The organism is Mesorhizobium sp. GW821-FHT07A06, assembly GCF_059419085.1.
Genome location: NZ_JBWKRC010000013.1, coordinates 78,355 through 96,431, shown reverse-complemented (window position 1 = coordinate 96,431; position 18,077 = coordinate 78,355). Strand labels below are relative to the sequence as shown.

The following is an 18,077-nucleotide window of genomic DNA, read 5'->3' as shown; positions in this document are numbered from 1 at the left end:
CCGCTCATCGATGTCTTCCAGGAATTAATAAAGCGGCCGACCGCCATGGCCCATGCGGCAACAGACGGAGCGCCATTTCTCCCTTAGCTTTCGTCACATTCACGTTCTATGCTGCAACTGCGAAAGCTTCCGGGGTCTTCGTCCACCGACAAGCCTCCGGCAAGCGCCAGTGTCAAGGGCACATGTGAACCCAATCAATATCGTGCGATTGGTCCTTGATGTGACACCATGGCACTGGAAAATTTAAATCGATTAGAATATATCAGCCGCGTACTCGCGACCGGCGTCAAAGCGGACAGACCATGACCAGCCAGATCATCCCCGTCGACCCTTTCGACTTCATCATTTTCGGCGGCACCGGCGACCTGTCGGAACGCAAGCTGCTGCCGTCGCTCTACTACCGCCAGCGCGACCATCAATTCTCCGAGCCGACGCGCATCATCGGCACCTCGCGCTCGAAGATGAGCGACGAGGAGTTCCGGGCCTTCGCCAGCCAGGCGATCTCCGATCACGTCAAGCCGGCCGATATCGACGCCAAGGAGCTGAAGACCTTCCTGGCACGGCTTTCCTACGTCTCGGCCGATGCGACGAGCGGTGCGGGCTTCGACAAACTGAAAAAGGCGATCGGCGAGAGCGACAGCATCCGCGCCTTTTACCTCGCCGTTGCGCCGGCGCTGTTCGGCGATATCTCGCATAAGCTCAAAGAGCACAAGCTGATCACGTCGAACTCACGCATTGTGCTGGAGAAGCCGATCGGCCGCGACCTTGCCTCGGCGCAGGCGCTCAACGATTTGGTCGGCGACGATTTCCACGAGAGCCAGATCTTTCGCATCGATCACTATCTCGGCAAGGAGACGGTGCAGAACCTGATGGCGTTGCGCTTCGCCAACGCGCTTTACGAGCCGCTATGGAACTCCGCCCATATCGACCATGTGCAGATCACGGTCGCCGAGACGGTCGGCCTGGAAGACCGCGTCACCTATTACGACAAGGCCGGCGCGCTGCGCGACATGGTGCAGAACCACATGCTGCAGCTGCTCTGCCTCGTCGCCATGGAGGCGCCGTCGTCGATGGACGCGGACGCCGTGCGCGACGAGAAACTGAAGGTGCTGCGGGCGCTGAAACGCATCAACGGCAACGAGGCGCCGAAACACACGGTGCGCGGCCAGTACCGCGCCGGTGCGTCCGCCGGCGGGCCGGTGAAGGGCTATGTCGAGGAGCTCGGCAAGGACAGCAACACCGAGACCTTCGTCGCCATCAAGGCCGAGATCGGCACCTGGCGCTGGGCGGGCGTTCCGTTCTACCTCAGGACCGGCAAGCGGCTGGCGACCCGGGTTTCGGAGATCGTCATCGAGTTCAAGCCGATCCCGCACTCGATCTTCGGCGACAGCGCCGGACCGATCTTCGCCAACCAGCTGGTCATCCGCCTGCAGCCCGATGAAGGCGTCAAGCAGTTCATCATGATCAAGGATCCGGGCCCGGGCGGCATGCGGCTGCGCCAGATCTCGCTCGACATGAGCTTTGCGCAATCCTTCGATGGCCGTGCGCCCGATGCCTATGAACGGCTGATCATGGATGTCATCCGCGGCAACCAGACGCTGTTCATGCGCCGGGACGAAGTCGAGGCGGCATGGAAGTGGATCGACCCGATTCAGAATGCCTGGGAAGGCGCCAAGCAGGAAGCACAGGGCTACACGGCAGGCACCTGGGGGCCGTCGGCCTCGATAGCGCTGATCGAACGTGATGGGCGGACATGGCACGAGAGCAATTGAACAGCGCCAGTTACAACTGGAACGCTTTCCCAGACCGTCCGCATCTGGCGGCGGCACTGGCCGGCCGTGTGGCCGATCGCCTGACCAAGGCGATAGCCGAACGCGGCACGGCAGTGCTGGCGGTCTCCGGCGGTACGACGCCGGCAAAGTTCTTTGCCGCGCTTTCGGTGGCGCCGATCGCCTGGGACAAGGTGATCGTGACGCTCGTCGACGAGCGTTTCGTGCCGGCCTCCTCGCCGCGTTCCAATGCCGGGCTGGTGGCCGCTAATCTGTTGCAGAACGCGGCCAAGGCAGCACGCTTCGTGCCGCTCTACCATGAGGCATCAGGCATCGAGGATGCCGCCGCATCCGACGATGCGGCACTGCGATCCCTGCCCTGGCCGCTCGACGTCGTGGTGCTCGGCATGGGGCCGGACGGCCACACCGCCTCGTTCTTTCCCGATGCCGACGATCTGGCAAGGCTGCTCGACCCGGCCTCCGACAGGATCATCCTGCCGGTTCATGCGGCCAGCGCGGGCGAACCGCGGCTGACTCTGACGCTCGCGCGCATCATCGATGCCGGCTTCATCGCGCTGCACATCGAGGGCGAGGACAAGCGCACCGCCTTCGACGGCGCGGTCGCGCCCGGACCGCGAAAGCCGATCCGTGCCGTGCTCGACGCCGCACCCAGGCCCGTAGAGGTTTTCTGGGCGCCCTGATTTTACGTTAGTGGTCCCGGCAATTGCGGGAGGATGTTTCCGGGACCTCGCCTGAAAGGACCGACCGCCATGACCGCAAGACGCGACATCGAAGCCATCACCGAGCGTATCCGCCAGCGCTCCAGACCGGGCCGCGAGCGCTATCTCGGCCGTATCGCCGAAGCGTCGAACCAGACCGCCAACCGCTCGGTGCTGTCCTGCGGCAACCTCGCCCACGGCTTTGCGGTCTGCAGTCCCTCGGAAAAGCTGGCGCTCGGTGCCGACAAGGTGCCCAATCTCGGCATCATCACCTCCTACAATGACATGCTTTCGGCGCATCAGCCTTTCGAGACCTACCCTGCCCTGATCAAGGAAGCGGCCCGCGAGACCGGCGGCATCGCCCAGGTGGCCGGTGGCGTGCCGGCGATGTGCGATGGGGTGACACAAGGCCAGCCCGGCATGGAGCTGTCGCTATTTTCACGCGACGTGATCGCCATGGCCGCGGCGGTCGGCCTGTCCCACAACATGTTCGACGCCGCCGTCTTTCTCGGCGTCTGCGACAAGATCGTACCGGGCCTGGTGATCGCGGCGCTGACCTTCGGCCATCTGCCGGCTGTGTTCATCCCGGCCGGGCCGATGACGACAGGCCTGCCCAACGATGAAAAGGCCAAGGTCCGCCAGCTCTATGCCGAGGGCAAGGCGGGACGCGCCGAACTTCTGGCAGCCGAGTCCAAATCCTACCACGGGCCGGGCACCTGCACCTTCTATGGCACGGCCAATTCCAACCAGATGCTGATGGAGATCATGGGCCTGCACACGCCGGGCGCCTCCTTCGTCAATCCCGGCACGCCCTTGCGCGAGGCCCTGACCCGCGAGGCTACGAAGCGGGCATTGGCGATCACCGCGCTCGGCAATGCCTATACGCCGGTCGGGCGGATGATCGACGAGCGCTCGATCGTCAACGGCGTCGTCGGCCTGCACGCAACCGGCGGCTCGACCAACCACACGATCCACTTGATCGCGATGGCGGCGGCGGCCGGCATCGCACTGACCTGGCAGGACATTTCCGACCTCTCGGAAGCGGTGCCGCTCTTGGCGCGCGTCTATCCGAACGGGCTTGCCGACGTGAACCATTTCCACGCCGCCGGCGGGCTCGGCTTCCTGATTCGCGAGTTGCTCGACGAAGGCGTCCTGCACGAGGACGTGCAGACGGTGTGGGGCGAAGGCCTGCGGCCCTACGCTGTCGAGGCAAAGCTCGGCGCCGATGGCTCCGTGGTGCGCGAGGCGTCGCCGCGTATCAGCGGCGACGAAAAGGTGCTGGCGCCATTCGGCAAGGCCTTCCAGCCGACCGGCGGCCTGAAGGTGCTGGCTGGCAATCTCGGCCACGCTGTCATCAAGACTTCCGCCGTCAAGCCGGAACGACGTGTCATCGAGGCGCCGGCCAAGGTGTTTGACAGCCAGCAGGGCCTGAACGACGCGTTCAAGGCCGGCACACTTACCGGCGATTTCATCGCCGTGATCCGCTTCCAGGGTCCGAAAGCCAATGGCATGCCGGAATTGCACAAATTGACCACCGTGCTCGGCATCCTGCAGGATCGCGGCCAGCGCGTCGCACTGGTCACCGACGGACGCATGTCGGGCGCCTCAGGCAAGGTGCCGGCGGCGATCCATGTGACACCGGAAGCGGTCGAGGACGGGCCGATCGCCAGGCTCCATGACGGCGACATCATCCGGCTGGACGCCGACGCCGGCACGCTCGAAGTGCTGGTGCCGGGGACCGAGTTCGCGCTGCGCCGTACCGCCGAAGCCGATCTCATCGGCAACGAGTTCGGCTTTGGCCGCGAGCTTTTCGCCGGCTTCCGCCAGTTGGTGGGCCGTGCCGACCACGGCGCCAGCGCCTTCGGAACCGCCTGATCGTCTTCTGGTTTTTCAACAAAAAGGGGCGGCCTTGAGCCGCCCTTTTTGCTTGTTCAGCTGGCTGCTACTCGACCTTGAGCTCACTCCGCTCGCCGGCCTTGACCGTAAAGGGTGTTTCCTTGTCGGCCTTGTCGGTGGTGAAATTGGTTACGAGCACGTAGTCGCCCGCCCCCAGCGTGGTCTGCATCTTCTCTCCATAGGCGTAGGTCACCTGCTTGCGCTCGCCCTGGATGTTCTTCTTGGCCTCAAAGATCTTGAAGCCATCCGCGCCGGGCGCGTCGACGGCCAGAACGCCCGCGTTCAGCGTCACGTTGACATCGGTCATCTGCCCGACCGTCACGCTGAAGGGCTGTTCTGTGGACACGGCCTGCACATCGACGCCGATCACATAGTCGCCCGGAGGCAGGTCGAACTGGCTATCGGGCCCGTAGGCGTAGGTCACCTGATCGCGGGTACCGTCGAGCTTCTTGGCGGCCTTGTAAACCTTCCAACCCACATCGGTTTCGGCTTTCTCTCCGCCCTGCGTGTAGAAAGCGTTGGCCTTGGCCTTGCCGACACCGACGATGATGTCCTTGTCGACGACCTGGCCGGCGACTAACTGCATGGTCTCGCTCGCCTCGCCGGCTCCCAGCTTCACCGTGACCTTGGTCTCGCCGGCCGGAACGACGTACTTGACCTCGCCGTAATTGCTGTCCGACGTGCCGCCGGGATAGGCGATGCTGATCTGCGCATTGCGGTCGACATCGGCCCCAGGGGCCGGCCGCGCATGGATGGATATCTCCGCGGCATTCAGGTCAAGCGCCACCTCCGTCGCCTTGTCGGCCGTCAGCGAGACCTTCTGCTCGGCCTTGGCGGCGCCGCTGGTGGCGACGACGACGTAATTGCCGGCAGCAAGATGGAACTTGACGACGTTGTAGCCGGAGTCGACATGGTCGCCGCCGCTTCCCTTGGCGTCATCCTTGAAGATTTCGAAGTAGACGTCGGTCTTTGGTGCCTGACCACCTTCCTTCAGCAACGCTGTCGGGATCAGATTGTAGTCGACCTCGACTGCTTTCGGTTCAGGCGCGGGAGCCGGGGCTGGTGCTGGAGCCGGCGCGGGGGCTGGTTCGGGAGCCGCGACGGTCTCCACCAGCGCTTCCTGCAGCGCCTTCTCGTCGGAGGCCTGGATGTACTTGCCGCCGGTGTTGTCGGCGAGGCAGGCGATCTGCTTGCCTTCATCGGCGGTCAGGCCGAAGCCGACGACGTCGGCGGTGAAGTCGACGCCGGACGCCTCAAGTTCCTTGCCAAGCGCACACGGGTCGCCGCCGCAGGTTTCGAGCCCATCGGTGATGAGGACGACGGTCGCCTTGTCCTCGGTGTATTTCAGCGCTTCGGCCGCCTGCTTGACGGCCGCCGTCAGCGGCGTTTTGCCGAGGAATTTCAGACTGTCGGCGGCGTCCGTGATGGCGCTTGCCGAGCCCGCCTGGGGGGGCACGATCAGCTGGATGTCATCGCAGCTGCCTTTTTCGCGATGGCCATAGGCCATGAAGCCGATTTCGTCGTCGACGGGAACCGATTTGAGCACGGTCCTCAGCGATTCCCTGGCGATTTCGAGCTTGGGCTTGCCGTCGATCTGCGCCCACATCGACCCGGAAGCATCGAGAATGATGATGACCTTGTTGGCGGCAAAGCCGAACGTCGTCATCGACAAAAGGAGGATCGCCGCAGCGATGCTCCGTGCAAGTCCCGCCATCAAAATCTCCTGAGTAGCCGCCCCGCCTGCGGCCCAAAACTATTTGAGCGCGCGTCGCGACACAAGACCGGACGCGGCCATGTTGCTCAGGCGCCAACCGGCGGAGCCGGCCTGAAACTTTCGTGCTCGACGATGGCGCGGTATCGGACATCAGACCGCAATCTCTAGAGGGCGCGGAGCGCAGATTCGGCTCGGCCTTGGCCAGTTGCTGCAGGATCATCACGGCGTCGTCGATGCGACCGGCATTAAACAGGATGAGCGCCCTGTTGGCGATGATGGCGCGGGTTTCCGGATTCAACTGCCGCGCCTTGCCTGTCTGGGCCAATGGCGTGGCGGTCTCGCCTGTCAACCCGGCGAAAGGTGGGGAGTCGGGGCTGCCTCCAGGCGGCTCAGTAGGTGGTGCGGCGCTCTTCGGAAGGCGGACGGCCAAACTGCAGCCGGTAGCTCTGGGCAAAATAGGAATGCGAGGTGAAGCCGGTGGCGATCGCCACGTCGAGGATCGGCATGTTGGTCTGGCGCAGCAATTCGCGCGCCCGCTCCAGCCGCAACCGCATATAATAGCGGCCGGGCGTGACATTGAGGTGGCGCAGGAAAAGACGCTCCACCTGGCGCACCGATAGACCCGCCGACTTGGCGAGTTGCACCGCTGACAAGGGTTCATCGAGATGGTCGGCCATCAGTTCGACGATCCGCCTCAACTTCTCCGACTTGCCGGTCAGGTCGCGCTCCGGACCGACGCGCTGGCGGTCGCCGGCCGAGCGGATGCGCTCGTGCTGGAACTGGTTGGCGACGCCATTGGCGAGGTTCGAGCCGAAATCGCCACGCACGATCTCCAGCATCAGGTCGATCGAGGTGGTGCCGCCGGCGCAGGTGTAGCGCTTGCGGTCGATCTCGAAGACATTGCCGGTGCAGTTGATGTCGGGGAAGCGCTCCATGAAGCCGGCGCGGTTCTCCCAATGGATCGTGCATCTGTAGCCGTCGAGCTGTCCGGCCTCCGCCAGCAGGTAGGAACCAACCGACAGCGCGCCGAGCGCGTTGCCGCGCCGGCCCCAGCTGCGCAGGGCCGCCAGCACCTTGCTCTTACCTGGAAATTCCGTCGTCAGGCCAACCGAGACGAAGAGGATATCGACCGGCGGCAGGTCGGCGACGCCGTAGTCGATCTTGAGCGGCAGGCCATTTGAGGCCATCACCGGATCGCCGTCGGCCGACACTGTGGTCCAGCCATAGAAATCGCGGCCGAGCAGACGGTTCGCCGAACGGAACGTGTCTATCGCGGCGGCCAGCGAGAACATCGAGAACTTGTCGACCAGCAGAAAGGCGAACTGCCGGCCACCTTGAACGGGATCACTCGTGACCGGCCGTTCCTGGGAAACAGAGGGGTTCGGCAAAGCTGCGGCTTTCAGGTTCAACCCGGGCTCAGAAGGAGGGCCGTTTCAATCCGGCCGCAAGGTATGCGGAAGCTAACGTATTGGCCATCAGCATGGCAATGGTCATCGGCCCGACACCGCCGGGCACCGGGGTGATTGCGCCAGCCTCCCTGGCCGCCTCTGCATAGGCGACGTCGCCGACGAGACGCGACTTGCCCTCGCCTTTCTCGGGCGCGGGAATGCGGTTGATGCCGACATCGATGACGGTGGCGCCGGGCTTCACCCAATCCCCCTTGATCATTTCCGGCCTGCCGACGGCGGCGACAAGAATGTCCGCCGTGCGGGCCAGCGCCGGCAGGTCCTTCGTGCGGCTGTGGGCGATGGTGACTGTGCAGTTGGCGGCAAGCAGCAGATTGGCCATCGGCTTGCCGACGATGTTGGAGCGGCCGACGACGACGGCGTTGAGGCCTGACAGATCCTTGCCGCGCACGCGCTCGATCAGAAGCATCGAGCCGGCGGGCGTGCAGGGAACAAAGGCCGTGTCGAGTTCGCCGGTGCCGAGCTTGCCGACATTGATGAAATGGAACCCGTCAACATCCTTCTGAGGCGCGATGGCCTGGATGATCTTGCCTGCGTCGATATGGGCAGGCAGCGGCAGCTGAACCAGTATCCCGTTGATGGCCGGATCGGCGTTGAGCTCGGCGATGATCTTGAGCAGAGCCTGCTCAGAGGTCTCGGCCGGCAGCGTGTGCTGCAGCGAATGAAAGCCGCATTCCTTGGCAGTGCGGGATTTGGAGGCGACATAGACCTGGCTCGCCGGATCCTCGCCGACGATGACCACGGCCAGACCGGGCTTGGCCTTTCCCTTGGCGACCAGTTCGGCAGTCAGGGTCTTGACCGTCCGCACCACATCCTCGGCGACGCTTTTTCCGTCAATCACTTCGGCCATGAACCATCCTCAACACTGTTTCGTCCAACGCCGCTTTCGGGAACACAACACAGCGGCGCCGGCAACATGCAGCGCGGCATTGTCACGAAAATCCCACCACGCAATCCCGCCAAAACGCCGTCCGATGCCGTTTACGCGAAACCGAGCCGCTTTTGTTCGGCCTCGACGACGTATCTTTGTGGCTCAGAAGTAGCGGCGGCGGGCGCGGCTCTCGGTGAGTTCGCGGACCGCCTCGCGAAATTCGCGCAGGCTGGCGCGGATTTCCTCGATCGGCGCGTGCTCTGCGCTTTCCTCGGCCTGCGGAGGCTCCCCCGGTGGCTGAGCCGGATAGGCCGGTGGCTGCGGCTGAACGGGCTGCGATGGATGCGGCATTTGCCCGGCATAGGGCGCCATGGCCTGGGCGTAGGGATTGCTGGCCGGCGACTGCGCCTGCCACGGCTGCATTTGCGGATAGCCGGCCTGCTGTGCATGGGGATAGGGCGGCGGCGGATAGAGCGGGTGCAGCGGCATTATCGGCGACCGCGACGGCGGCCCCATCGGCTGGGAATAGGCGGCATCGAAGCCTGACGGGAAAGGCGGCCGCGCATAGTCCGATATCCCTGGCCGGGGCATGAAAGCGGCATCCGGGTTTTGGAAGCCCGAAGGCATGGCAGCATCCGCCGGCCGCGCGTTCTCACCAAAGGCGGCGAACTCGCTGGCATCATCCACCTCCGCGGAGGGCTTGCGGGACACGGCATCGCGCAGCTTCGCCATGAACGCACCGATACGGCCGGGCCTTTTGACGGGAGCGGCTCCGGCCTGTGCCAAGGGCGGTGGTGATGCAGGCGGTGGCGATGCAGGTGCCGGCGGTGGCGGCGCTGGGGGCACCGGCGCTGCCGGCATTGGCGGCGCGGGCGGCGGTGCCGTCCGCAATGCCTGGTCCTCGAGAGGCGGCTTGCGGTCGCGGCGCGACCGCGATGTCGCGGTCTCGCGCAGGCTTTCATAGGCGCCGCGCATCGCGCCGAGACCAATTCCAGAGGCAAAACCCAGGACCAGGCCGGCAAGCGCCATCAGGGCCCGCGACGGGCCTTTCGCTTCAAGCGGCGCGAAAGCCTTGGAGATGACGTTCATATTGGCGGTGTTGATGTCCTTCTGCTCGCCGGTCTCCTTGGCGCGCAGAAGATACTGTTCATAGACGGAGCGCTTGGCGCTGGCCTCGCGCTCCAGTTCACGCATCGACACCAGGTCATTGTTGACGTCGCCGCTGCGCACCTTGAGCTGGGCAAGGCGGGAAGAGAGATCCTGTTCGAGCTGGACGGCCCGTTTCAGGTCGACCTGCAGCGAGGAAGCGATGCGGCGCAATTCACCGGCGATGCGGTCGCGCGCGCCGGCGATCTGCGCGTTGAGCGCCTGGAGTTCGGGATGACGCGGGCCGAGCCGGATGGCGGCGCGGTCGGCCTCCTGCTTGAGCGTCGCATATTGCGAGCGCAGGTCGCTCATCGAGTTGGAGTTGATCTCCTCCGGCAAGGTGCCGGAAAGAACCGAATTGACGTCGATCGAGCGCGCTGAAGCCGCCCTTGCATTGAGCTCCAGCGTGCGGGCGCGGGCGATGGACAGCTGCTCGTTGAGCTTCAGCATCTCGTCGTCGCTGATCAGATGACCCTGTGCGTCAACGAGGTCATGCGAAGCCCTGAAATCCTCGACCTTGCGCTCGGCCGCCTCGACGCCCTTGCGCAGTTCATCGAGCCTTGCCGTCAGTTCGTCGGTCGCGCGGCCGGCCGTATCGGACTGGATCTGGCCGAATGTCTGCAGAAACACATCCGTCATCGTGTTGGCGATGAGAGCCGATTTCTCGCCATTCTGCGTGGTCGCGCTGACGGTGATGACGAAGGTCTTGCCGCCACGCTCGACCGAAAGGCTTTCGGCCAGATTGCCGACGGCGAGCGCACGCCGGCGAACCTCGTCGGCACCGCTCGCGCCATCCTGGCGCGACAGAACCGAGCGAATGAGAGACCTGATGCCGAGCCCGCCGGCACCCTGGCCATTGAACTCCGGATCGTTGGTCAGATTGAGCTTGTCGACGACCTTGTTGAGAACCGTGCCCGAGGTCAGCACCCTGACCTGGTTCTCGACAATGGCAAGGGTGGCGTCGGAGGCAACGACATTCTGGGTGAGGTCGCGATCGGTGAGCTTGAGGTCGCGCGGATCGACGATCAGTTCGGCGGTGGCTTCATATTTCTTCGGCGTCGACAACGCGATCGCTATACCGAGGCCGGCACCGATCAGCGTGGTCGTGATGATCAGCAGCTTTGACCTGGCAATGCCGCGCACCACCTGCATCGGATCGATCAGCGGTTTCCAATGCTGGTCGTCCCCACGATCGCCGAAAGAGCCATCCGTTTCGCCAGATCGGCGGGATACGGATGTGTCATAAGATCGAGCGCTGCCGGAAGGTTTTTCAGGTGCCATCCGTGCGCCCTGCACCGCCGGCGGCAGATCGCCGCTGCCGGCGTCCTCCCGCGAGCGCCAGGCATCGTCCTGTGCGGCCGCTTCCGGCTGCTCGTCCGGCCGGAACGGCTCAACTTCGACGGCGGCCGCGGATGGCGTTGGGTTCGTCCGCGCCTCACGCCGTGAACGGGCAAGGCGATGGCGCGTGGCGGCATCTTCGCGCCATGACGGGTCCGCCCGATCCCCTATCGAGACCAGGGACGCGTCGCCCTCACCGCGCATGGCCTGGCCGAGCGCCAGCAATGAACGCTCGCGCCTCCAGTCTTCACGGTTTTCCCTGTCGACCATTGTCTTGGAGCTTTACCCTTTGGCCACTTGGCAGCGGCGGTCGGCTATTCGTTAAGCCACGCTAAACAAGCATAGGAAACAAAAGGTTAATTTCGGCAGGCCCGCGTGCAAGCTTTTCATAACCTCAAGTGCCGGATTTTCCGGGCATTCGGGCCTCAGAACGGCACGTTAAGCTTTCCCGCCTATGGCTTCCCGGTACATGACCGAAGCTCGCGGCATACCGCAAAGGCGTACTCTCGCCCGGATCGGCACTTTCGTGGCCGAGCGACGGGGGCTGGTCCGCGACTATTTCTCGGCGATCAGCGGCGCCGGCGGGCGACTGGTGTTTTCGCTGGCCTATTTCATCGCGCTCGCCAACACCTTGTCGATCTCCGAGTTCGGCATGTTCGCCACCGCTTCGGCGGCCGGCGTGATGCTGTCGCGGATCCTGGCCTTCGGTTTCATCTCGGCGCTCTATCGCACCGCCACCATCCGCCCCAACCTGATCGGCACCTTCACCGCCGGCTTCCTGCTGCTCGGCATCGTCTCGCTGCCGCTGCTGGCCGCGGCCTCGTTCGGCGTCTACCTGATCTTCTTCGCCGGCACCGTGCCTCTGTCGGTGTTCTCGGCGATCGTGTTCGCCGAAGCGCTGTTGTGGCGGCCGGTGGAGGTGGCCCTGATCGTCAACAACGGGCTGGGCAAGTTCGGCCGTGCCGCCGTGCTGGCAATCCTGGCGACGGCGCTGCGGGCGCTTGGCGCGGTGCTGTTCATGATCTCGGCGCAGCACAGCATCTGGGCGTGGTCGTGGTTCTATATCGGCGCCAATACCGCCTCGCTGCTACTGGCCTTCGGCTGGTTCTATCCGCGCCAAAGACTGCGGCTGCGCATCGCGCTTTATCTGCGGCGGCTTGCCGATTCCATCTATGTCGCCGGCGCCGAAGTGCTGTTTTATCTGCAATCGGAATTCGACAAGCTGCTGGTGCTGGCGATCGGCGGCCCGCATCTGGCCGGTATCTATGCCATCATCATGCGGCTGGTCGACCTGACCGCGATCCCGATCCGCACCTTCTCCATGATGCTGGTGCAGCGCATGATGCGCGCGCCGGACCTGTTGTCGCGGCTGACGGTCAAGAGCGGCATCGAAGGGGGCGTCTTCCTCGTTTCGACGCTGGCGCTGCTGGCGCTTGGCATCGTGCTGCACTTCTTCCCCAACGCGCTTGGCAGGAATGTCTCCGAGGCCGCGCCGCTGGTGGCGCTGGCGATCTGCGTTCCGGGGCTGCGCAATCTGGTCGAATACCAGGCCGAACTCCTCTTCGCGCGCGGCCAGACGCTGGTACGGGCGCTCAATCTGGGCCTGCTCGCCGCACTGAAGGCGCTGCTTTTGACCTATGTGCTGACCACCATCTCCGATACGTCGAAGCTGGTGCTGTCGCTCAATGTCGTCTTCCTGTTGCTCTATCTCGCGTCGATGCTGCTGACCTATTCGGCAATGCGCAAACCGGCGAAGGCAATCTGAATTCGGGTGAGGCTAATCGAGCCCGATCAGGCGGCGGATGCGGCCGATATCGGTGCCGATGAAGGATTGCATGCCGATCGCCACCTGATCCGGCGCCATGCCGGCAACGAAGCGGCGGAACTCGTCGTCCGACAACGCTTCGCCCGTCCAGTGGACGCGGCAGAATTCTTCCGAACCGTGGAAGTGGCCGGCGCCGTCCAGCAGATCGTCGACATAGCGGCCATAGATCATGCATTCGGAGAATCTGCGCGCCGAGCCGACGACCTCGACCCAGTCGCGGCCATGGACCTTCTCGATCTGACCGCACATGGCAATCACGGCGTCGCGACGCCAGGCAATCAGGGTCGAGATGTAATCGTGGGCCGATATGCGGGACGGGTCGATGCCAAGTGCCGAACCCGCATTGCGTGACCAGATGCGATGCTCGTCATGACCCTCATCCGCCAGCACGCCGTCGCGGCGAAACAGGCGCGCCTTGCCGTCGCGCCAGAAGGCGGCACAGTCGAAAGGCTTGAGGAAAGCGACGTCGGAATCGCAGAAGACCAATACGTCTTCACTAGCATGGGCCGAAATGGCGATACGGCGCAGTTGCTGCACGTGCCAGCCGCGCAGCGGCTGCGTCTTCAGGCTGAGCCAGACACGCCGGCGGAACAGGCTGAGCGGGTCGTCCAAAGCGCGCAGCCAGCGCGGCAGCAGGTCGCGCTCATCGACGACAGTGCGCCGGCTTGTTTCCAGCCGGCGGAAAAGCGCAACGTCTCGATGCTCGACCAGGATGTAGTGGTGCGTGGCACCCGAGACATGCCGGTCGAGGGTCTCGCACAACAGGCGGCAGCGTTCGAAATCCGGCGCATAGCTTGCCGTCACCACCGCCGCCGTCGGCGTTTTCGGCAACAGGCCCGGGCCGGCAAGGGCGTCTGGAACGAACCGTTTGTTCAACGGAATTCTCCCGCCGTCTCGGCTCCGCGCGACCATCTCTGCTTGATGACCCGCCACAAGAACACCGGATTGCCGACCACATAGCGGCGCCAGAGGCGGCCCGGCTCGACCGCCAGCCGGAACAGCCATTCCAGGCGCAGGCGGCGCATCCACAGCGGCGCGCGCGGCACCGAGCCGCTGAGGAAATCGAGCAGCGCACCGACAGCGACCGGCATGGTGCAATGGCGCTCGTCGATATGACGCGCTATCCACAGTTCCTGTCTTGGCACGCCCATGGCGACCAACAGCATGTCGGGCCGCAGCGCCGCGATCCGGCCGATGATCTCCGGTTCCTGCTCAGCGGAGAAATAGCCGTCATGAACGACCACGAAATTGTGCTGCACGGCAAGGGCGGCCAGCTTGACCGACGCCGCCTCGGCATTGACACGCGTCGCGCCGAGCAGCCCGACGGTCAGCGGCCGCGTCGAGGCCTGCAGGAAGGCTGGCACGAAATCGGTGCCGTTGAGATTGTCCGGAAACGGCGAGCCATAGAGAAGCTTGGCGGCGAGATCGACGCCAATGCCGTCCGGCAGGATGAGGAAATCATCGAGCGCCTCGGCGAAGACCGGGTCGGTATAGGCGATATTGGCATTGTGGGCGTTGAGGAAACTGACCTTGGTGAAGCGCCGCTCGGCGATCAGCCGGTTCAGCAGGGCGATCGCATCGTCCCAGCGGATGGCGAGCACCGAAATGCCGAGGACCGTCTTCAGGCTGTCGAGGCCGAATGCGGCGCGGGCGGTGTGCATGTTCATGCAAACACCTCCCGCCTGACTGCCCCCAGCTTTTCCAGGCCGAGTTGGATGGCGGTATCGAGCGCCTTGACCTGCCGGCGATGGAATGCGCTGCCGTCGACGTCCCGGATGTCGGCCGCGGCAGCCTCCAGCGACCTGGCGAAAGCGACTGGATCGTCGGTGACGACGCAATTGTCGGGACGATGGTCGATGCCGCGCAGCGAGCGGCCGGTGGCGACCGACGGCAGACCGAGTTCGAAGGTTTCGATGGTCTTCAGTTGTACGCCGCTGCCGGCGGTGCTGATCAGCGGGATGACAGCCGCGCCGCTTACGAACGCCCTTGCATCCGGGACACGGCCGACAAACTCGACACCAGGATGCACCGAGGTCACACCGGAAGGCATGTGGCCGGCGATGCGGATGCGGAAATCCGGCCGCAGATGCGGCACCACCTTGGCCAGGAACCAGTCGAGGCCGATGCGGTTCGGCTGCCAGGTCCAGGTGCCGATCAAGGCGGCGTCGCACTCGATCCGGCGCGGGCCTTTCAGCGCGGGCGCGCTGGCGCCGGTCACCAGCGGCAGCACCGCCGAGCGGTTATCGGTGGCGACGCCGAGTGCAGCGCGGTCTTCCTCGGCCAGCGTGAAGACGAAGCGCGCGCGGCGGCAGAGACGCTCTTCGACGATCTTGAGCAGCCTTGCCTCGCGGCGAAACAACAGGCGCTGGAAAAGGCCGCCGGCGGCGACCGCATTCTCCCGCGCCGAGAGATGCTCGACATTGTGGGCGACGAAGAGCGAAGGCCGGTCTTCCAGAAGCTTTTCGAAGGCACCGGCGAACTGCACGGAGTTCAGCACATAGCCATCGAACGGACCGGCCCGTTCGATGGCGGCCCGAACATCGCGGTCGGACACCGCGCGCAACTTGACCGATGAGAAGGTCAGGCCTGACAGCATCGCCTTGCCGACCCAGTTGAGCTTTTTCAGTGCCGAGGCGCTTTCCGTGCGAACGTCGACCGCACCCAGCACCACGGTGTTTTCAGGATCGGAAGCGGCTTTCCCGGGCCAAATGAAGCCGATGACCGTGACGCGCGCGCCAGCCCGCCGCAAGGCGGCGATGATCGCGGCATTGGCGATCTCGTAGCCCGAGGCGAGAGCACCGTCGGGCACGATCGATGTGACGAACAGCAGATGCATCTCACCTATCCTGTGGTGTAGCCGGTAGCAAAACGCGGTGAACCCTTGATTAAGCGAGCACAATCGACGCCCGAAAGCCCCTGCCCGACGGGCTTCTCCATGCAAGGTGATTAACGAAACCTTATCACCGTGGTGCTACCAGAACGCGACTCACCATGTGGCTGGACACGGATGATCCCTTTGCCATCGGATGGTTCGGTATCGATCGCTGGACGGTCTCCCCGGCTTGACGTGGAGGCTGTCGAAGCGGTGGTCACCTTGCCGACCTTCAAGCGGCCCGAACAGGTGCTGGAGACGCTGGCTTCGCTCCGCGCCCAGCGGACCGGCAGGCGCTTTGCGGTCATCGTCATGGAGAATGAAGCCGAGGCGCGTGACGGCGCCAAGGCGGTGCTGCCGCTGTTCGAGAGCGGCGAGATACCGGGCATGGTCATCATCGCGCATGAGCGCGGCAATTGCAGTGCCTACAATGCGGGCTGGCAGACGGCGATCCTGCACTTCCCGAACTTCAGGCACCTGCTGGTCATAGACGATGACGAGATCGCCGATCCGCATTGGCTGGAACGCATGTGCCTGGCCGCCGAGACGCTCGGCGCCGATATTGTCGGCGGCCCGCAGGTGCCTGTCTTCGCCGACCCCGCCCACGCGAAATGGGCCGAACATCCTGTCTTCGCGCCACCTTACCGGGAGACGGGACGCGTGGCGGCGCTCTATTCGTCGGGCAATCTCCTGGTCGGTCGCAACGTGCTGATCGCCATGGGGCCGCCCTTCCTCGATCTCAGGTTCAACTTCATGGGCGGCGGCGATTCCGACTTCCTCAGCCGATCGGCGCAAAGGGGCTTCGTGCTCGGCTGGTGCGCCGAGGCAAAGGTGCGCGAAACCGTTCCGGCACGGCGTATCGAAGCCGACTGGATCCGGGCCCGCAGCCTGCGCAACGGCGTGATCTCGACATTGGTCGAGAAGAAGAAGCGCGCCGGCACGCCGCTGGCCGGCGTCAAGGTATTCGCGAAGAGCCTGGCACTGCTTGCCGCTTCGCCGTTTCGCGGCCTGATCCGGCTGGCGCGGACCGGATCGCCGGCGATCGCCGTCTACCCCATCCATGTGGCGCTCGGCCGCGTGCTGGCCGAATTTGGATATGCCAATGAGCAGTATCGCCAGCCCGAGAAAAACTGAGCGCGCCCCGCTCAGCGACGCGTTCACGCGCGACGGCGTCGCGACCGCGGTCGCCGCGCTCCTGTTCACCGTCATCATGGTATCCTTCCGGCCGTTCCAGCCGGCCGGCGCCGAACTCACCGGCGAGGGCGGCGACATCGTCAACCAGCTCGGCTTTGGTTCGCTCGGCGCCATTTCGATCTTCTCGTTGATGGCTTTCGCCGATCCCCGCATCGTGCGCTCGCTGCTCAGCCCGTCCTGGATACTGATGCTGGGTTTCTTCTTCCTGTCGGTGGTGCTGGCGACCGACCCGCCCTCGGCCATGCGCGCGGCTTCCTTCACCATGATCGGCATCCTGACCATGGCAACGATCCTGGCGCTGCCGCGTGATGCCGAATCCTTCTCCAAAGTCATCATCTTCACCGCCGTCGTGGTCATGGGCCTTTCCTATCTCGGCCTGATCGTCTTTCCGCATGAAGCGCTGCACACGGCCGACTCGCAGGAGCCGGAACATGCCGGCCTGTGGCGCGGCGTTTTCACCCACAAGAACATCGCCGGCCCGATCATGGCCTGCTTCAGTTTCGCCGGCCTTTACCTCTACCGGCGCGGACAGCGCTGGTGGGGCGCGGGCATCTTCTGCGCTGCGATGATCTTCATGCTGCACACCGGCTCCAAGACGACCGCCGGGCTGGTGCCGTTCTCGATCCTGATCGTGGTGCTGCCGAGCCTGATGGGCATGCGGCTCGGTACGCCGATCCTGTTTGCGCTGGCGATCATCGCGACGGCGGTCGGCACGCTGGGCATTGTCTTCCTGCCGCCGGTGAAACATCTGGCGGCGATCTATTTCCCCGACATGACCTATACCGGCCGCACGACGCTGTGGGAGTTCGCCGGCTCGATGCTGGCGAAGAAGCCGTGGACCGGCTACGGCTATGAGAGCTTCTGGGGCACGCCGCTGCTGCTCAACCAAGATCAGCCCTTCGATCGTCCCTGGGACATCAGAACGATTGTGCACGGCCATGACGGCTATCTCGATATCGCCGTGCTGATGGGCGTTCCGGCGCTTTGCGTGGCGGTCTACACCTTTCTCATCGCGCCGCTGCGTGACTACATGCGCATTCCGCTGCGCAAGGAAAACATCTATCTCGGCGACTTCTTCATGATGGTGGTGCTGTTCACCGCGCTGAACGCCTTCCTGGAAAGCTTCTTTTTCCATCGCGGCGATCCGGTCTGGCTGTTCTTCGTGCTTGGCGTGCTTGGCCTGAGGCAAGTGTCGCTGCGTCCGATCGCGGTGCGCAAGCCTGCCCGCCCAGTCTGACAGGGCTTTCCGGACGCGGCGCGAACGTTT

General features: G+C 64.5%; 13 protein-coding genes. 6 read left to right on the top strand and 7 right to left on the bottom strand.

Annotated features, from left to right (window positions below; genetic code table 11):
- Positions 1-302 precede the first annotated feature (302 nt).
- The 3 genes from zwf to edd all read left to right on the top strand — a co-directional run bounded on the left by zwf (position 303) and on the right by edd (position 4,363).
- Positions 303-1,772: a glucose-6-phosphate dehydrogenase gene (gene zwf / locus AC07SZ_RS29730; RefSeq protein WP_172374475.1), complete on the top strand. Its 1,470-nt coding sequence runs from the start codon at positions 303-305 to the stop codon at positions 1,770-1,772.
- Positions 1,754-2,470, top strand: a complete 717-nt coding sequence (gene pgl / locus AC07SZ_RS29725; protein WP_494917056.1) for a 6-phosphogluconolactonase — start codon at positions 1,754-1,756, stop codon at positions 2,468-2,470. The genes zwf and pgl overlap by 19 nt, the downstream gene beginning before the upstream one ends.
- 69 nt (positions 2,471-2,539) lie before the next feature.
- On the top strand, positions 2,540-4,363 hold the full coding sequence (gene edd, locus AC07SZ_RS29720) for a phosphogluconate dehydratase (protein WP_494917054.1): 1,824 nt from the start codon (positions 2,540-2,542) through the stop codon (positions 4,361-4,363).
- 67 nt (positions 4,364-4,430) lie between these two features.
- On the opposite strand, the gene AC07SZ_RS29715 is transcribed toward edd, so the two are convergent.
- From AC07SZ_RS29715 to AC07SZ_RS29700, 4 genes are all read right to left on the bottom strand, one after another.
- Positions 4,431-6,098: a vWA domain-containing protein gene (locus tag AC07SZ_RS29715; RefSeq protein WP_494917052.1), complete on the bottom strand. Its 1,668-nt coding sequence runs from the start codon at positions 6,096-6,098 to the stop codon at positions 4,431-4,433.
- 389 nt (positions 6,099-6,487) lie between these two features.
- On the bottom strand, positions 6,488-7,486 hold the full coding sequence (locus tag AC07SZ_RS29710) for a GlxA family transcriptional regulator (RefSeq protein ID WP_056566346.1): 999 nt from the start codon (positions 7,484-7,486) through the stop codon (positions 6,488-6,490).
- Between the two features lie 28 nt (positions 7,487-7,514).
- Positions 7,515-8,414, bottom strand: coding sequence for a bifunctional methylenetetrahydrofolate dehydrogenase/methenyltetrahydrofolate cyclohydrolase FolD (gene folD / locus AC07SZ_RS29705; RefSeq protein WP_140774826.1), 900 nt, complete (start codon positions 8,412-8,414; stop codon positions 7,515-7,517).
- A gap of 183 nt (positions 8,415-8,597) precedes the next feature.
- Positions 8,598-11,189: a GumC family protein gene (locus tag AC07SZ_RS29700; protein WP_494917050.1), complete on the bottom strand. Its 2,592-nt coding sequence runs from the start codon at positions 11,187-11,189 to the stop codon at positions 8,598-8,600.
- 199 nt (positions 11,190-11,388) lie between these two features.
- Here AC07SZ_RS29700 and AC07SZ_RS29695 point away from each other — a divergent pair, with 199 nt between their 5' ends.
- Positions 11,389-12,684 carry a lipopolysaccharide biosynthesis protein gene (locus tag AC07SZ_RS29695; RefSeq protein ID WP_494917049.1) on the top strand — a complete coding sequence of 432 codons (1,296 nt, stop codon included), beginning with the start codon at positions 11,389-11,391 and terminating at the stop codon, positions 12,682-12,684.
- Between the two features lie 12 nt (positions 12,685-12,696).
- On the opposite strand, the gene AC07SZ_RS29690 is transcribed toward AC07SZ_RS29695, so the two are convergent.
- The 3 genes from AC07SZ_RS29690 to AC07SZ_RS29680 are packed head-to-tail and all read right to left on the bottom strand — an operon-like array spanning position 12,697 to position 15,580.
- Entirely contained in the window at positions 12,697-13,620 is a 924-nt protein-coding gene (locus tag AC07SZ_RS29690; protein WP_494917048.1) for a DUF6492 family protein, read from the bottom strand.
- Positions 13,617-14,411, bottom strand: a complete 795-nt coding sequence (locus AC07SZ_RS29685; protein WP_056566050.1) for a WecB/TagA/CpsF family glycosyltransferase — start codon at positions 14,409-14,411, stop codon at positions 13,617-13,619. The genes AC07SZ_RS29690 and AC07SZ_RS29685 overlap by 4 nt, the downstream gene beginning before the upstream one ends.
- Positions 14,408-15,580, bottom strand: a complete 1,173-nt coding sequence (locus tag AC07SZ_RS29680) for a glycosyltransferase (protein ID WP_494917047.1) — start codon at positions 15,578-15,580, stop codon at positions 14,408-14,410. Before AC07SZ_RS29680 ends, AC07SZ_RS29685 begins: the two co-directional genes overlap by 4 nt.
- Positions 15,581-15,751: 171 nt before the next feature.
- On the opposite strand from AC07SZ_RS29680, the gene AC07SZ_RS29675 reads away from it, so the two are divergent.
- Together AC07SZ_RS29675 and AC07SZ_RS29670 are read left to right on the top strand one after the other, a co-directional pair.
- A complete protein-coding gene (locus AC07SZ_RS29675) occupies positions 15,752-16,750 on the top strand; it encodes a glycosyltransferase family 2 protein (protein ID WP_056566045.1) in 999 nt (332 codons plus the stop codon).
- Positions 16,719-18,047 carry an O-antigen ligase family protein gene (locus tag AC07SZ_RS29670; protein ID WP_056566042.1) on the top strand — a complete coding sequence of 443 codons (1,329 nt, stop codon included), beginning with the start codon at positions 16,719-16,721 and terminating at the stop codon, positions 18,045-18,047. Before AC07SZ_RS29675 ends, AC07SZ_RS29670 begins: the two co-directional genes overlap by 32 nt.
- Positions 18,048-18,077: the final 30 nt, after the last annotated feature.

What these genes read in the sequence shown, in the direction of transcription:
- edd (WP_494917054.1), top strand. Translation starts at nt 2,540, where the DNA reads ATGACCGCAAGACGCGACATCGAAGCCATCACCGAGCGTATCCGCCAG.
- AC07SZ_RS29700 (WP_494917050.1), bottom strand. Translation starts at nt 11,189, where the DNA reads ATGGTCGACAGGGAAAACCGTGAAGACTGGAGGCGCGAGCGTTCATTG.
- AC07SZ_RS29685 (WP_056566050.1), bottom strand. Translation starts at nt 14,411, where the DNA reads ATGAACATGCACACCGCCCGCGCCGCATTCGGCCTCGACAGCCTGAAG.
- folD (WP_140774826.1), bottom strand. Translation starts at nt 8,414, where the DNA reads ATGGCCGAAGTGATTGACGGAAAAAGCGTCGCCGAGGATGTGGTGCGG.
- AC07SZ_RS29670 (WP_056566042.1), top strand. Translation starts at nt 16,719, where the DNA reads ATGAGCAGTATCGCCAGCCCGAGAAAAACTGAGCGCGCCCCGCTCAGC.
- AC07SZ_RS29695 (WP_494917049.1), top strand. Translation starts at nt 11,389, where the DNA reads ATGACCGAAGCTCGCGGCATACCGCAAAGGCGTACTCTCGCCCGGATC.
- zwf (WP_172374475.1), top strand. Translation starts at nt 303, where the DNA reads ATGACCAGCCAGATCATCCCCGTCGACCCTTTCGACTTCATCATTTTC.
- pgl (WP_494917056.1), top strand. Translation starts at nt 1,754, where the DNA reads ATGGCACGAGAGCAATTGAACAGCGCCAGTTACAACTGGAACGCTTTC.
- AC07SZ_RS29680 (WP_494917047.1), bottom strand. Translation starts at nt 15,580, where the DNA reads ATGCATCTGCTGTTCGTCACATCGATCGTGCCCGACGGTGCTCTCGCC.
- AC07SZ_RS29715 (WP_494917052.1), bottom strand. Translation starts at nt 6,098, where the DNA reads ATGGCGGGACTTGCACGGAGCATCGCTGCGGCGATCCTCCTTTTGTCG.
- AC07SZ_RS29675 (WP_056566045.1), top strand. Translation starts at nt 15,752, where the DNA reads ATGATCCCTTTGCCATCGGATGGTTCGGTATCGATCGCTGGACGGTCT.